Below are 15,236 nucleotides of genomic sequence, written 5' to 3'. Positions count from 1 at the left end.
GACCGCGCCTTGCGCGCCGGTGATCGTATGGCAGGATGCTGTACCAGGTCATGAGCGACAGTCATGAGGCCCCGGCCGACTGTCCGGCAACCCTCCGTCCGTGGCGGGGTGCCCCGGGTGAGGACCAGGCCGCAGACAGCAAGGTCTACGGCAAGCGCGGACCCCTCGCACTCGTTCCGAGTGAGCACTTCCAGGGGTCCTGGTCGTCGAGGAGCCTTCCGTGAGCAAGCGAATGCGATAGGGCCGCAGAGCCCCGCCTCCGCATCCCCCCTTCACCGTTTCCCGCGCTCGAGCCGTACCCGCTCGCGCGGCGAATCCGCACGCCTGTCACGGGAGTTCAGCCATGTCCGTCGCCACCGCTGCCGCCGCCCAGACCGTTCGCGCCCCGCTGCCCGTGCTGGGCCGGGATGTCACCGTCCCGCTCGTCACCGGCGGAGAGGTCGGCTACGCGGCCCTCGACTACGCCGCCAGCGCCCCCGCCCTCCAGCGCGTCTGGGACGACGTGGCCGCCTACGCCCCCTACTACGGCAGCGTCCACCGCGGCGCCGGATACCTCTCCCAGCTCTCCACCGACCTCTTCGAGAACGCCCGCCGCACGGTCGCCGAGTTCCTCGACTGCCGGCCCGACGACCAGCTGGTCTTCACCCGGTCCACCACCGACTCCCTGAACCTGCTCGCCGCCGCCCTCCCCGCCGGCTGCCAGGTCTTCGTCTTCGAGACCGAGCACCACGCCTCGCTGCTGCCCTGGAAGGACGCCCGGGTCACCTACCTCGACGCCCCGCGCACACCGGGGCAGGCCGTCGCCACCCTGGAGCGGGCCCTCGCCGGCCGCGATCCGCACGGCCCGGCCCTGGTCTGCGTGACCGGCGCCTCCAACGTCACCGGCGAGCTGTGGCCGGTACGCGAACTGGCCGCCGCGGCCCACGCCCACGGCGCCCGGATCGTCCTGGACGCGGCCCAGCTCGCCCCCCACCACCCGGTGTCCGTCCGTGACCTCGACGTCGACTGGGTCGCCTTCTCCGGCCACAAGCTGTACGCCCCCTTCGGCTCCGGGGTCCTGGCCGGCCGCGCCGACTGGCTGCGAGCGGCCGACCCCTACCTCGCCGGCGGCGGCGCCAGCCGCAAGGTCACCCGCCGCCAGGACGGGGGAGTGGACGTCGAGTGGCACGAGAGCGCCGCCCGGCACGAGGCGGGCTCCCCGAACGTCATCGGCGCCTACTCCATCGCCTCCGCCTGCAAGGCGCTCACCGAGGCGGGCTTCGACACGCTGGTCGCCCGCGAGCGGTACCTCATCGACAAGGTCCGCGCGGGCCTCGCGGAGGTCCCCGAGGTGAGGATCCTGTCCCTCTTCGGCGACGACGCGCCCCGAGTCGGCGTGATCTCCTTCGTCGTGGACGGCTGGAACAGCTCCCACTTCGCCGCCGCGCTCTCCGCCGAGTACGGCATCGGCGTCCGCGACGGCCTCTTCTGCGCCCACCCCCTGGTCCGCACCCTGCTGGGCAGCGACCCGCAGAGCCAGGGCGAGTGCGGGGCCCCCGAGGCGGCCCCCGGCGAGAAGTCCCTCAACGCGATCCGCGTGAGCTTCGGCGCGGGCACCCCCGACGAGCACGTCGACCGTTTCGTGACGGCGGTACGGGAACTGGTGACCGAGGGCGCGAAGTGGCGCTACCGCACGGAGGACGGCCGCTGCGTCCCGGCGGTGTAGGCGGGCCCTTCTCGCCGGAGGCGGTGTTCAGACGGTCAGGAGTCCAGGCCGATCGCGAACGCCGCCTCCAGGTCGTGCTGCGAGTACGTGCGGAAGGCCACGTGCGTGTCCGTCGCCTCCACCCCCGGGATCTTGCTGATCCGCCCCGGGATCATCTCGGCGAGGTCCTCGTGCCGGCGTACCCGCACCATGGCGATCAGGTCGTAGGTGCCGGTCACGGAGAACACCTCGCTCACGGATTCGAGCGAAGCGATCGACTCCGCGATCTCGGGGATCCGGTCCACGCTGGTCTTGATGAGGACGATCGCGGTGATCACGGCTGGTTCTCTCCCTCGGGGGCCGGAGCTGGGCTGCTGCTCACTCTAGTGGGCCGGGTGAACCGGGCCCACGCGTAGACGAAGCCCAGGCCGAAGCCCACCAGGTGCGCCAGGTACGCCACCCCCGGTCCCTGCCCCGCCCGCCCCGCCGCCACCCACTGCAACGCCACCCAGAAGGGCAGCACCACCCAGGCCGGGAAGCGCAGCGGCAGGAAGAAGAGGAACGGCAGAAGACTGGTGACCCGAGCCCGGGGGAACAGGTGGAGGAACGCGCCGAGCACCGCCGAGATCGCCCCGGAGGCGCCGACCAGGGACTGTTCGGATTCGGCGTTGACGGCGGCGTACCCGAGCAGTGCCAGCGCGCCGCAGCCCAGGTAGAAGAGGGTGAACTCGACGCGGCCCATCCGGTGCTCGGTCATCGCCCCGAAGACGTGGAGGAAGAGCATGTTGCCCAGCAGGTGCACCCAGCCGCCGTGGACGAACAGGGCGGTCAGGGGGGTGAGGGCGACGCCGGGCGTGATCCCCGCGAACAGGTCCGCCGGGATCACGCCCCACCGGCGGAAATAGGCGCGCTGCGCGAGCGCCGCCTCCTCGCCGGTGCCGGGGACCGGGACGAGGCCCGAGACCGGGCCGATCGCGAAGATCACGCAGCACAGGGCCATCAGTCCGTACGTCACCGGTGCCGCGGGGTGGCGGAAGACTCGGCCCAGCGGCCCGCTCCAGTGGCTGATCATGGATACAGAGCATGACGTAACGGGACGTACTCGGCCGGACCGCCTCGCCGCCGTGGACGGACGGGCGGCCGGCACCCGGCAGGCCGTAGGGTTACGTGCCACACGCTCCGGGGAGCCCTGGGCGCGCCCCGGTCCCGGAAGACCGACACTAGAAGGAAGCGGACGGTCACGATGACGGTTCCCCTGCCGACCGCCACGACGCGGTGGCGCTGCACTCTCTGCGGCAACCTCACGCGGTTCGACGTGACGCGCTCGTCGAAGGTCGTCGAGTACGTCCACCTCGATCTCGCCGGTGAGGCGAAAGTGGAGGAGCGCGAGGTGGTCAGTGAGACCATCGAGTCGGTGCGGTGCCGTTGGTGCAACGCCGTGGATCAGGTGGAACTGGTGGACAGGCCGGGCGCCGGCTCCTGAGGATGGGGGCGGGCCCCCGCACGGAATTGGGGTGTGACGGATGGTGGAGACCACGGGCGGGGGGCCGGACGACGGCGCCGCCGAGGTGCTCGACCGTCCGCTGCCCGACGGCGTGCGCCGCCGGGTCGTGCAGATCGTCTCGGACGGTTTCGGCGGTCTGACCGTCGCCGAACTGCCCGCCCAGTTGCGGCAGTACGCCCGGTTCGCCCCGAACCGGCGGGCCAAGTTCGCGGGCAACGCGATGGCGGCCGCGCTGGAGACCGATCCGCTGTTCCGGCAGCGCATCGCCGAGAAGTTCCGAGAGGCCCAGCCCGAGCTGGCCGGTGCCCTGGACTCCGGCTCGCCGCCCCCGGCCGCGGACCCGCTCGACGTGGCGGCCGCGGCTTACGTGCTGCGCCCCACGGGCTGGGTGAAGCTGGTCACCGCGGCCGGCGAGGAGGCGCAGCGGGCGGACGCCGAGCGGGCCGGCGAGGAGAGCCGGGCGGAGCTGGAGCGGTTGCGCGAGCGGCTCGCCGAGGCCCGCGAGCTGACCCGGACCGAGACCGAGCGGCTGCGCGCCGAACTGGACGCGGCGAAGCGGGAGGGCGAGTCGCTGCACCGCAAGCTGCGGTCGGCCCTCAGCGACGTCAAGCGCGGTGAGGCGGCGCTGCGCAAGCTCCAGGGCGAGATGGACGCCGTACGGAGCGAGGGGCAGGCGCAGGTGTCGGCGGCCGAGAGCGAGTCGCGGCGGTTGAAGGCGCGGCTCGCCGAGGCGGAGGCCGGACTGGAGGCCACCCGGCGGGCGGCCCGCGAGGGGCGCAGCGTCGAGGACATGAGGGTCCGGCTGCTGCTGGACACCCTGCTGGAATCGGCCCAAGGGCTGCGCAGGGAGCTGGCGTTGCCGCCGGTGTCGGTGCGCCCGGCGGAGACCGTGGACGCGGTGGAGCCCGGCCGGATGACCCCGAAGGACATCGCCGCCCGCGCGCTGTCCGAGAACGACCCGGCGATCCTGGACCAGTTGCTGGCGCTGCCGCAGGCGCATCTCGTCGTCGACGGCTACAACGTCACCAAGACGGGCTATCCGCAGATGCCGTTGGAGAAGCAGCGGCTGCGGCTCCTCGGGCAGCTCTCCACGCTCGCCGCGCAGACCGGCGCCGAGGTCACCTGCGTCTTCGACGGTGCCGAGCTGGTGGCGCCCGTGCTGCTGGCGCCGCCGCGCGGAGTGCGGGTGCTGTTCTCCAAGCCGGGGATCACCGCCGACGAGCTGATCCGCCAGCTGGTGCGGGCCGAACCGCCCGGCCGGCCCGTCATCGTCGCCTCCACGGACCGTGAGGTGGCCGACGGGGTGGCCAGGGCCGGGGCGCGACCTGTCGCGTCTGCGGTGCTCCTGAAGCGGTTGACCTGAAGGTCAACGTAAAGGGCCAATGCCCGAATTGGCGCAATCGTCACGCAACGTAGTGTCAATCAGGTGTTACTGCATGTGGGTTGTGTGTGAAGAATGCGGCCCGTCACCGACTTTTTCGGCTCCAGGATTTGAAGTGATCACAAGAACGTCACTAGGGTCTGCCTTCGAACCTCCGCACGAGTGATCACTCACAAGAAGGAGCTCGCTCTCCGTGGCGTCCCACCGTCGACCCAAGCAGCCGAGCCGCACACGCGTGACCGTGCTGACCACCGCCGCCGCTGCCGCTGTCGTCCTCAGCTCGCAGGCCGCCAACGCCGCTCCGAGCGAGAAGCCCGGCAAGGACGAGGTCAAGTCCAAGGTCGACAAGCTCTACGAAGAGGCGGAGCAGGCCACCGAGAAGTACAACGGGGCCAAGGAGAAGCAGGAGAAGCTCCAGAAGGAGATCTCCACGATCCAGGACGACGTCGCCCGCGGCCAGGGCGAGCTGAACGAGCTGCGCGAGTCCATAGGCCTGGCGGCGGCGGCCCAGTACCGCTCCGGCAGCATCGACTCCTCCCTCCAGCTGTTCCTGTCCTCGGACCCGGACGACTACCTGGACAAGGCGTCCACCGCCGACCAGTTGAGCGCCCAGCAGGTCGACTCGCTGAAGAAGATCCAGGAGAAGCAGCGCGAGCTGGCCCAGGATCGCGCGGAGGCCTCCGACAAGCTCAAGGACCTCGCCTCCACCCGCACCGAACTGGGCAAGAAGAAGAAGGAAGTCCAGGCCAAGCTCGCCGAGGCGCAGAAGCTCCTCAACACGCTGACGGCCAAGGAGAAGGCCGACCTGGCCGCCGCCGACGCCCGCGCCAGCCGCGACGCCGGTGAGCGTGTCGACCTCGGCGACACGGGCCCCGCCTCCGGCCGCGCCATGGCCGCCTTCCAGGCCGCCCAGAGCAAGATCGGTTCGCCCTACGTCTACGGCGCCACCGGCCCCTCCTCCTTCGACTGCTCCGGCCTGACCTCCTGGGCGTACGCGCAGGCCGGCGTCAGCATCCCGCGCACCTCGCAGGCCCAGGCCAACGCCGGCACGCGCATCTACTCCCAGTCCGACCTCAAGGTCGGCGACCTGGTCATCTTCTACGGCGACCAGCACCACGTCGGTTTCTACGCGGGCAACGGCCAGGTGCTGCACGCCCCGCGCTCCGGCACGGTCGTGCGCTACGAGTCGATCAACAACATGCCGTTCCAGTTCGGCGTCCGGATCTGAGCGTCCGCAATCGCCCCACCGTGACGCCCGAACGGGCGAATCACCGCGACGTGAACTGACCCCCCACCCCGCCCATGACCTGCGTCAGAGGCGGGGTGTCACGTTGTGTGGCCGCAGAGGTCTTTGGTGGGCCCCCTGTCACGGGGCTACTGTCTGCCGCGTTTCCCCCGGTACCGGTACCGGGGGGACGGTCTCTGTCCGCCAGTGGAAGGAGCGCGGCTTCCCGTGGGGTCCCATCGCCGCCTTGCACCGTCCGGGTTCGACCGGGGCGCCCTGTGCGTCCTGTCCGCCGCCGCAGCCGCCCTCGGCGCCGTCTCCGCCACCGTGCCGGCCACGGCCGCCCCGCACGAGGACACCCGGACCGAGGTGGACCGGCTCTACGAGGCCGCCGAGAAGGCCACCGAGGCCTTCAACGAGGCCGGGGAGCGGGCCGGCGTCCTGCGCCGGCAGGTCGGCGACGCCCAGGACCGGATCGCCCGCAAGCAGGAGCGCATCAACGGCCTGCGCGAGCAGCTCGGTGCCCTGGCCGGCGCCCAGTACCGCTCCGGCGGCCTCGACCCGTCCCTGGCGCTGCTGTTCTCCGACGATCCGGCCGACTACCTCGACAAGGCCTCCGTCCTCGACCGCATCACCACCCACCAGGCGGGCGAACTGCGGGACCTCCAGGAGGCCCTGCGCGAACTCGCCCAGGAGCGCGCCGAGGCCACCCGCAAGCTGGGCGAGCTGGTGAGGAGCCGCGAGGCCGTCGAGAAGCACAAGCGGACCGTCGAGCAGAAGCTCGCCAAGGCCCGGCGGCTGCTGAACTCCCTGCCGTCCGCCGAGCGCGCCGCCTACGACCGGGCCTCCCGCTCCGGCCGCTCCGACCTGCCGGATCCGGGCGGCGCCGTCGCCTCGGGCCGGGCCGCCGCCGCCCTGGCCGCCGCCCGTTCCGCGCTCGGCAGACCCTACGTCTGGGGCGCCAACGGCCCCACCGGGTTCGACTGTTCCGGCCTGATGCAGTGGTCGTACGCGCAGGCCGGGGTCTCCCTGCCGCGGACCTCGCAGGCTCAGGCGCACGCCGGTCGGCGCGTCCCGCTCTCCCAGGCGCGTCCCGGCGACATCGTCACCTACCGCTCCGACGCCAGCCATGTCGGCATGTACGCGGGCAACGGCCAGGTCATCCACGCCCCGTACCCCGGCGCGCCCGTGCGCTACGACCCGGTCGGGATGATGCCGGTGTCGTCGGTGACGAGGCCCTGACCGGGGCGGGCTCCGGACGCCGGCCGGGTACCGGCCGGGGCGGCTCGCCGTACGATCGGGGGGATGGCTGGTCACGGGCGGGCGCGCGGATCCGGAGTCGTGGGGCTCGCGGTGCTGCTGCTCGTTCTCCTCGTGGGCTGCGGTGGGCGGCCCGCCACGGACACCGTCAAGGCCGAGGTGCAGCGGGTGCTGGACCGGCGGGCCGCGGCCGTCCTGGCCCATGACGCCGCCGCCCACGCCGCCACCGGGGATCCCGCCGGATACACCCGGCTGCGGGCCGTACCGCTGGCCGCCTGGTCCTACCGGGTCACCGCCGTACGGGCCGGTGGGGACGAGGCCGCCGCCGACGCGGAGCTGAGCTACCGCGTCGAGGGCCACGACAGGGCCCCGGTGACCGTGGAACGCACCCTGCGGCTGACCCGGGACGGGGCGGGGCGGTGGTCCGTGGCCTCCGAGAGGCCCGCGCCGAAGTCCGCCCAGCAGCTGTGGGACCAGGGCACGGTCACGGTCGTCCGGGGTGCGCACAGCCTCGTCCTCGGCGTCGGCCAGTCCGGCCGCCTCCTGCGGACCTTCGCCGCGCTCGCCGACCGGGCCGTCCCCGCGGTCTCGCAGGCCTGGGGCACCGACTGGGCCCGGCAGGTCGTCGTCCTCGTACCGAAGTCCCTGGACGGCATGGCGGCGCTGCTCGGCTCGCCCGCCTCCTCCTACCGGGGGATCGCGGCGGTCACCACGGGGGAGACGGGCGGCGGGCCGGACGCGCCCGCGGACCGGGTCATCGTCAACCCGGACGCCTACGCCATGCTCGGCCCGGTCGGCCGCCAGGTGGTCCTCACCCACGAGACCACGCACGTCGCCACCCGGGCCGCCACCGACGCGGCGACCCCGCTGTGGCTGTCCGAGGGGTATGCCGACTGGGTCGGTTACCGCGGCACCGGACGCACCCCCGAGGAGGCCGCCCCCGAACTGCGGCAGGCCGTCCGCGAGGGCAGGGTCCCGGACGAGCTGCCGTCCGACGACGACTTCGGCTTCGCCGGTGACGCGGCGCGGCTGTCGCGGGCGTACGAGGGCGGCTGGACGGCCTGCCGGATGATCGCCGAGCGGTGGGGCGAGGACAGGCTGGACGCCTTCTACCGGGCCGTGGGGGAGCACCGCAAGCGGTCCGGGGCGGTCGAGGAGGCGACGGGGAGCGTGCTGGGGACGACCCTGGAGGACTTCACCGCCGACTGGCAGCGGTACCTGCGCGACGAACTGGGCTGAGCGGACCCGACGGTGGAGGTCCTCGGCGTCGTCGCCCCCGCCGTACGCGTGCGCCTCCCGGTGCGGGGCTCGGTGTCGCGAGGAGGTCCGGCCGGTGGCGCGGCACCGCGCCCGCTCGCGCGGGCCGGGCGGCCGGGCGGCCGGGCCGGAGCGACAGGGCGGTGTCGGAGCGGGCCGTCGGCCCGGTCGTGGCCCTGACGCGGACTGCCGCGGCGCCCCGGAGTACGGCCGTCTCCGGTGCGGGGCCCTGTCGGCCCGGTCGCGGCCCCGACGCGGGCCGCCGTGGCGCCCCGGAGTACGCCGGTCTCCGGTGCGGGGCCCGTCGGGGCGCGGGAGGGCGTGGTGTTCCGCGCGGGTCGGCCCGTGTCCGCTGCCGATGGCCGTGCTCCGCGGCCCCTGACCCCTCGACCACGCCCCGCTGGGGCCGGGGCCGAGCGGGTGCCCCGGCGTCGGCGCGCTCGGCGGTCCTGACGTGCGCGGCGGTGGGTGTGCCGCCGCGGCGGGTGGGGCGTCACGACGAGACCCGAGTGCCCTTGCTGCGGACGGCGGCCTGACCGGGGTCGGCGGGCGGGCGGTGGGCGCGTGGCACCGTCGAGCGCCACAGCCGTACGGCCGCGGTGACCGTGGCCGCCACCAGCAGGCCGTTGCGCAGGAACAGCAGGGTGAGCCCGAGGGCGTCGCTTGCGACGACGTGGTCGAACCAGAGCGGGAACTCCAGCACCGTCACCGCCGACGCGGCCAGTACCAGGGCGGTCGGCGGCCCCATCCGGCTCTCCCGGAAGCACCGGCAGACCGCGGCCAGGCCGACCAGCCACACCAGGTACTGCGGGCTGATCACGCGGCTGGTGGCGGTGAGCAGCAGGACGGCGGTGAGGGCCGCGTCCGCCAGGGTGTGCGGCGCGAACCGTGTCGCCCGCAGCCGCCACAGCAGCAGCCAGCCGAACGCGGCCGCCGTCAGGCCGAGGGCCGCGTCGCTCACCACGTCCACGTGGGGGCCGAGGAACTCCACCGAGCCGTAGTTGAGCAGCACCTCGCCGCTCCACCCGAGGTGCCGGGCCACATGGAGGACCAGGGCGCCCAGCGACTCCACCTCGGTGCCGCGGTCCCGCTGGGAGGAGAGGAAGGCGAAGGCGCCGGGCGCGGCCAGCGCGAAGAGGGCCGACAGGGCGCCGACGGTGACGGCCGCCGTTCCCCAGGCCCGCCGTCGCACGGCACCGGCCAGCAGCAGCACCGGCCACACCTTCAGCAGCGCCCCCAGGCCGGCCAGCGCACCCAGGGCCCGGGGGTGCCGGACGCCCGCGAGGAGCGCGGCCACCGCGACCGCGGTCACCATCAGGTCGTAGCGGGCGTACACCGTGGGGCCCAGCAGGGCGACGCCCGCCACCCACACCCGGGCGCCGCGCGGTGAGCGGCCCGCCGTCAGCAGCAGCACCAGGACGGCGAGGTCGGCGAGGAGGGCCAGGACGAAGAAGGCCGACGCGTAGTCCAGGAAGGGCAGCAGCGCGGGGGAGAGGATCGCGAGGGCGGCGGCGGGCGGGTACTGCCAGGTGACGTCGTCCACCGGGAAGGTGCCCGTGCTCAGCACGTCGTACCAGCCCCGGTAGATCACCGACACGTCGGTGGTGACGTCCGGGCCGGGGAAGACGTACACCTTGAACACGCACAGCAGCAGCACGAGCCGGGTCACGCCCCAGGTGCCCAGCAGGCCCGTCAGGCCGGTCGGGGAGTGACTGTCGTCCATGAACACCACATGTGCCCCAGTTCGTCCTGTTGGTCAGGATATGCGGACCATATGATCTCCCGCCCGGCCGGGTGCGGGCCGCGCGGCACGGCCGGGCGCGGCTGTGAGGACGGTTTGGATAGGGTCGGCGGCGATGCACAAGACCCTGATCGTGACGAACGACTTCCCGCCCCGCCCCGGCGGCATCCAGGCGTTCCTGCACAACATGGCGCTGCGCCTCGACCCCGAGCGCGTCGTCGTCTACGCGTCCACCTGGAAGCGCGGGCGGGAGGGGGCCGAGGCGACGGCGGCCTTCGACGCCGAGCAGCCCTTCACCGTCGTACGGGACTCCACGACCATGCTGCTGCCGACGCCCGGCGCGACCCGGCGGGCCGTGGGGCTGCTGCGCGAGCACGGGTGCGCGTCCGTGTGGTTCGGGGCCGCCGCCCCGCTCGGGCTGATGGCTCCCGCGCTCCGCAGGGCCGGCGCCCGGCGGCTGGTGGCCACCACCCACGGCCACGAGGCCGGCTGGGCCCAGCTGCCGGCCGCCCGGCAACTGCTGGGGCGGATCGGCGAGGCCACCGACACGATCACCTACCTCGGCGAGTACACCCGCTCGCGGATCGCCACCGCGCTGAGCCCCGAGGCCGCCGCGCGCATGGTGCAACTGCCGCCGGGCGTCGACGAGAAGACCTTCCACCCCGGCTCGGGCGGCGACGAGGTCCGCGCCCGCCTCGGGCTCACCGACCGCCCGGTGGTGGTGTGCGTCTCGCGGCTCGTGCCCCGCAAGGGCCAGGACACCCTGATCAGGGCGATGCCGCGGATTCTGGCCGCCGAGCCGGAGGCCGTGCTGCTCGTCGTCGGCGGCGGACCCTACGAGAGGGACCTGCGCCGCCTGGCGCACGAGAGCGGAGTCGCCGCCTCCGTGCGTTTCACCGGCGCCGTCCCCTGGTCGGAGCTGCCCGCCCACTACGGCGCCGGTGACGTCTTCGCCATGCCGTGCCGCACCCGCCGGGGCGGACTCGACGTCGAGGGCCTCGGCATCGTCTACTTGGAGGCCTCCGCGACCGGCCTCCCCGTCGTCGCCGGCGACTCCGGCGGCGCCCCCGACGCGGTGCTCGACGGCGAGACCGGCTGGGTGGTGCGGGGCGCCTCACCGGAGGACACCGCCGACCGCGTCACCGCCCTCCTTGCCGACCCCGAACTGCGCCGGCGCATGGGCGAACGGGGCCGCCGGTGGGTGGAGGAGCGCTGGCGCTGGGACTCGCTCGCGGAGAGGCTGAGGGAGCTGCTCTAGGCCGTGCGGGGGCTCCTGAGACGTACGGGGCTCCTGAGACGCACGGGGCTGCCGGTGTGCGGCCCGCCGCGCCACCGGGACCGGCGACCGGGACCGGCGACCGGGACCGGCGACCGGGACCGGCCGCGAGCGGGCCGCCGGCCGCCGAGGGGGCGCGGGGCGCCCGGGGCGGTGCTCCCTCCCCGTCTTCATGGTGCTGATCGGCTGGACCGCGCAGGCGAGGATGGACCGTCAGTGGCGGCTGCCCTCCCGGTTGTCCGGGCAATGCCGCCGCGGCCACTAGGCGGAACCGAATAATCCGCCCATGCTGCCCACATGACACCCCACCTGATACATCGTCAACTGACGAGACGTCACATACTGGGCATGGCGGCCCTCCAGACCGCGGCCACCCTAGGCTTCACCCGCATCACCCTCACCCCCGCCCAGGCCGCGCGGCCGGGCGCGGAGCCCACCGCGGAGCCCGACGCGGTCGACAACGCCCCCGCGATCGTCGTCGGCTCCGGCTACGGCGCCGCCGTGGCCGCCCTCCGCCTCGGACAGGCCGGCATCCGCACCCTCGTCCTGGAGATGGGCCGCCTCTGGAACACCCCCGGCGCCGACGGCAAGGTGTTCTGCTCCACCAGCGCCCCCGACCAGCGCGCCATGTGGTTCCGCACCCGCACCGAGGCACCGCTGGCGAGCTTCCTCTGGCTGGACATCGTCAACAGGGACATCAGCCGCTACCCCGGCGTCCTGGACCGCGTGCACTTCGCCGACATGTCGGTCTTCGTCGGCCGGGGGGTCGGCGGCGGCTCCCTCGTCAACGGCGGGATGGCGGTCACCCCGCTCCCGTCCTACTTCGCCGAGCAGTTCCCGACCGTCGACGCCGCCGAGATGTACGACACGTACTTCCCGCGGGCCCGCGCGATGCTCGGCGTCAACACCGTGGACCCCGCCTGGTTCGAGGCGACGGACTGGTACCGGTTCACCCGCGTCTCCCGCAAACACGCGCAGAACGCCGGCCTGAAAACCACCTTCGTGCCCAACGTCTACGACTTCGCGTACATGCGGCGCGAGGCGGCCGGCACGGCGACGAAGTCGGCACTGGCCGGGGAGGTCGTCTACGGCAACAACCACGGCAAGCGCAGCCTCGACAAGACCTACCTCGCCTCCGCGCTCGGCACCGGCAACGTCACCATCCACACCATGGAGAAGGTCCGCTCGATCAGCCGGGCCGCCGACGGCACCTACGTCCTGACCGCCGACCGGATCGACATGAGCGGCGCTGTCGTCGAGACCAAGCAGTACGGCTGCACCTACCTGTTCCTCGGCGCCGGCAGCCTCGGCACCAGTGAACTCCTCGTCCGCGCCCGGGAGACCGGCACGCTGCCCGCCCTGAACGCCAGTGTGGGAACCGGCTGGGGAACCAACGGCAACGTGATGCTCGGGCGGGCGAACCACCTCTGGGACACCGTCGGCGCCGACCAGTCGACCATGCCGGTCATGGGCATCGACGACTGGGCGAACGCCGCCAACCCCGTCTTCGCGGAGATCGCCCCGCTGCCGATGGGCCTGGAGCACTGGGTCAGCCTCTACCTGGCGATCACCAAGAACCCGCAGCGGGCGGCGTTCACGTACGACTCCGCGTCGGGGACGGTCGGGCTGGGCTGGAGCGCCGCGCAGAGCGCCGTGTCCGCCGGCATGGCGAAGAAGCTGTTCGACCGGATCAACGCGGCCAACGCGACGGTCTACCGCTACGACCTGTTCGGCGGGTCCGGGAAGGTCTTCGCCGACGACTTCACCTACCACCCGCTGGGCGGCTGCGTACTGGGCAGGGCGACCGACGACTACGGCCGGGTGAAGGGCTACCGGCGGCTGTACGTGACCGACGGTTCGCTCGTGCCCGGGTCGATCGGGGTGAACCCGTTCGTCACCATCACGGCGCTCGCCGAACGCACCATGGCGCGGGTCCTCGCCGAGGACACCGCGCCATGACGACGGCTCAGGAGGCCTGTCGGGAAAGCTACTTGGCGTAGATCGCTTCGATCTCGGCCGCGTAGTCCTTCGCCACGACGTTGCGCTTGAGCTTCAGCGACGGGGTGAGGTGGCCCGAGTCCTCCGTGAACTGGGAGGGAAGAATGCGGAACTTCCGCACCGATTCCGCCTTCGAGACCGCGGCGTTGCCGTCGTCGACCGCCGACTGGACCGCGGCCAGCAGGTCCGGGTCCTCGATCAGCGACGCCGCGGTGCAGCCCGCCGGCTTGCCGTGGTCGGCGGCCCAGCGGCCCAGGAACTCCTCGTCGATGGTGACCAGCGCGCCCACGAACGGCCGCCCGTCGCCCACCACCATGCACTCCGCGACCAGCGCGTGCGCCCGGATGCGGTCCTCGATCACGGCCGGGGCGACGTTCTTGCCGCCCGCGGTGACGATGATCTCCTTCTTGCGGCCGGTGATCCGCAGGTAGCCGTCCTCGTCGAGGGTGCCGATGTCGCCGGTGTGGAACCAGCCGTCGGCCAGCGCCTCCGCGGTCGAGGCGGGGTTGTTCCAGTACTCCTTGAACAGGTGCTCGCCGTGCAGGAGCACCTCACCGTCGTCCGCGATGCGCACGACCGAGCCCGGCAGCGGCTGGCCGACGGTGCCGATCTTCTGCCGGTCCCACGGGTTGAACGCGGTCGCCGCACAGGACTCCGTCAGGCCGTAGCCCTCCAGGACGGTGAAGCCGATGCCGCGGAAGAAGTGGCCGAGGCGCTCGCCCAGCGGGGCGCCGCCGGAGATGGCGTACTCGCCCCTGCCGCCGAGCACCGCGCGCAGTTTGCCGTAGACCAGCTTGTCGAAGACCCGGTGCTTGACGCGCACGCCGATCGACGGGCCCGACGGGGTGTCCAGCGCCTTGCTGTACGCGATCGCGGCGTCCGCCGCCTTGTCGAAGATCGCGCCCTTGCCGTCCGCCTGCGCCTTGGCCCGCGCCGCGTTGTAGACCTTCTCGAACACGCGCGGCACGCCGAGGATCAGCGTCGGCCGGAAGGACGCCAGCTCGTCGGTGAGGTTCTTGATGTCCGGGACCATCCCCAGCTTGATCGGCGCCATCATCGGGGCGATCTGCACCAGGCGGCCGAACACGTGCGCGAGCGGGAGGAACAGCAGCACGCTGCACTCGCCGGTGCGGAACAGCGGGCGCAGCCGCTCCACCACGTTGCCGCACTCGGCGAAGAAGCTGCGGTGCGTGAGCACACAGCCCTTGGGCCTGCCGGTCGTACCGGAGGTGTAGACGATGGTGGCCGGGTCGTCGGCCTTGGCGAGCGAGCCGCGCTCCTCCACGGCCGCGTCGGAGACGTCCGCGCCGAGCCGCCGCAGCTCCTCGACACCGCCGCCCTCGATCTGCCAGACGTGCTTCAGCGCCGGCAGGGTGGAGCGCACCGACTCGACGGCGGCGCTGTGGCCGTCCAGCTCGACGACGCAGGCGGTCGCGCCCGAGTCGGAGAGGATCCACTGCACCTGCTCGGGGGAGCTGGTCTCGTACACCGGTACGGTGACCGCGCCCGCGCACCAGATCGCGAAGTCGAGGAGCGTCCACTCGTAGCGGGTGCGTGACATCAGGCCGACCCGGTCGCCCGGCTGGACGCCGGAGGCGATGAGCCCCTTGGCGGCCGCGTGCACCTCGGCCAGGAACGCCGTGGCCGTCACGTCCCGCCAGACGCCGTCGACCTTGCGGGCGATGACGGCGACGTCGGGATGCTGCGCGGCGTTTCTCCGGACGATGTCGGTCAGATTGCCGTCCGCGGGGACCTCGTACAGGGCCGGAAGGCTGAACTCGCGCAAGACTGCTGCTCCTCATAGGGCGCCGGCGCCACGACGTTGTGCGATGCGACGGTGCGGTCCAAGGCTCGGGCAAGTGCTCGCGCATCGGTGGTTGAAATGCTGAGCACGACTGGACTGCCCGGAC

At 73.0% G+C, this 15,236-nt stretch carries 12 protein-coding genes and 1 riboswitch; of the genes, 8 read left to right on the top strand and 4 right to left on the bottom strand.

The window, feature by feature from the left end:
- Positions 1-46: 46 nt before the first annotated feature.
- Positions 47-163, top strand: a riboswitch (SAM riboswitch).
- A 180-nt stretch (positions 164-343) separates the two neighbouring features.
- Positions 344-1,705 carry an aminotransferase class V-fold PLP-dependent enzyme gene (locus ACFYO5_RS01875; protein ID WP_388703052.1) on the top strand — a complete coding sequence of 454 codons (1,362 nt, stop codon included), beginning with the start codon at positions 344-346 and terminating at the stop codon, positions 1,703-1,705.
- A 35-nt stretch (positions 1,706-1,740) separates the two neighbouring features.
- Here ACFYO5_RS01875 and ACFYO5_RS01870 read toward each other — a convergent pair whose 3' ends face one another.
- Positions 1,741-2,022 carry an Lrp/AsnC family transcriptional regulator gene (locus ACFYO5_RS01870; RefSeq protein WP_086768190.1) on the bottom strand — a complete coding sequence of 94 codons (282 nt, stop codon included), beginning with the start codon at positions 2,020-2,022 and terminating at the stop codon, positions 1,741-1,743.
- A complete protein-coding gene (locus ACFYO5_RS01865) occupies positions 2,019-2,756 on the bottom strand; it encodes a rhomboid family intramembrane serine protease (protein ID WP_388703048.1) in 738 nt (245 codons plus the stop codon). The genes ACFYO5_RS01870 and ACFYO5_RS01865 overlap by 4 nt, the downstream gene beginning before the upstream one ends.
- Positions 2,757-2,927: 171 nt before the next feature.
- On the opposite strand from ACFYO5_RS01865, the gene ACFYO5_RS01860 reads away from it, so the two are divergent.
- The 5 genes from ACFYO5_RS01860 (at position 2,928) to ACFYO5_RS01840 (ending at position 8,293) form a co-directional block, all read left to right on the top strand.
- Entirely contained in the window at positions 2,928-3,167 is a 240-nt protein-coding gene (locus ACFYO5_RS01860) for a hypothetical protein (protein ID WP_073491882.1), read from the top strand.
- A 40-nt stretch (positions 3,168-3,207) separates the two neighbouring features.
- On the top strand, positions 3,208-4,551 hold the full coding sequence (locus tag ACFYO5_RS01855; protein ID WP_388703045.1) for an NYN domain-containing protein: 1,344 nt from the start codon (positions 3,208-3,210) through the stop codon (positions 4,549-4,551).
- A gap of 211 nt (positions 4,552-4,762) precedes the next feature.
- Positions 4,763-5,797 carry an NlpC/P60 family protein gene (locus ACFYO5_RS01850; RefSeq protein ID WP_388703043.1) on the top strand — a complete coding sequence of 345 codons (1,035 nt, stop codon included), beginning with the start codon at positions 4,763-4,765 and terminating at the stop codon, positions 5,795-5,797.
- 225 nt (positions 5,798-6,022) lie between these two features.
- Positions 6,023-7,036: an NlpC/P60 family protein gene (locus ACFYO5_RS01845; RefSeq protein WP_388703040.1), complete on the top strand. Its 1,014-nt coding sequence runs from the start codon at positions 6,023-6,025 to the stop codon at positions 7,034-7,036.
- Between the two features lie 63 nt (positions 7,037-7,099).
- Positions 7,100-8,293 carry a hypothetical protein gene (locus ACFYO5_RS01840; protein ID WP_388703037.1) on the top strand — a complete coding sequence of 398 codons (1,194 nt, stop codon included), beginning with the start codon at positions 7,100-7,102 and terminating at the stop codon, positions 8,291-8,293.
- A 511-nt stretch (positions 8,294-8,804) separates the two neighbouring features.
- Here ACFYO5_RS01840 and ACFYO5_RS01835 read toward each other — a convergent pair.
- Positions 8,805-10,034, bottom strand: a complete 1,230-nt coding sequence (locus tag ACFYO5_RS01835) for a glycosyltransferase 87 family protein (protein WP_388703035.1) — start codon at positions 10,032-10,034, stop codon at positions 8,805-8,807.
- A gap of 133 nt (positions 10,035-10,167) precedes the next feature.
- Between ACFYO5_RS01835 and ACFYO5_RS01830 the strand changes: the two genes are divergently transcribed.
- Both ACFYO5_RS01830 and ACFYO5_RS01825 read left to right on the top strand, forming a co-directional pair.
- Entirely contained in the window at positions 10,168-11,310 is a 1,143-nt protein-coding gene (locus ACFYO5_RS01830) for a glycosyltransferase family 4 protein (protein ID WP_388703033.1), read from the top strand.
- Positions 11,311-11,676: 366 nt separating this feature from the next.
- Positions 11,677-13,287: a GMC oxidoreductase gene (locus ACFYO5_RS01825; RefSeq protein ID WP_388703030.1), complete on the top strand. Its 1,611-nt coding sequence runs from the start codon at positions 11,677-11,679 to the stop codon at positions 13,285-13,287.
- Between the two features lie 28 nt (positions 13,288-13,315).
- Here ACFYO5_RS01825 and ACFYO5_RS01820 read toward each other — a convergent pair whose 3' ends face one another.
- Complete coding sequence (locus ACFYO5_RS01820) at positions 13,316-15,112, bottom strand: AMP-dependent synthetase/ligase (protein WP_388703027.1); 1,797 nt, start codon at positions 15,110-15,112, stop codon at positions 13,316-13,318.
- Positions 15,113-15,236: the final 124 nt, after the last annotated feature.

Source organism: Streptomyces sp. NPDC006259, assembly GCF_042870975.1.
In the GTDB taxonomy this organism is placed as follows: Bacteria; Actinomycetota; Actinomycetes; order Streptomycetales; family Streptomycetaceae; genus Streptomyces.
The sequence above is the reverse complement of the archived record's forward strand: the minus strand, read 5'-3'. Positions and strand labels throughout refer to the sequence as shown.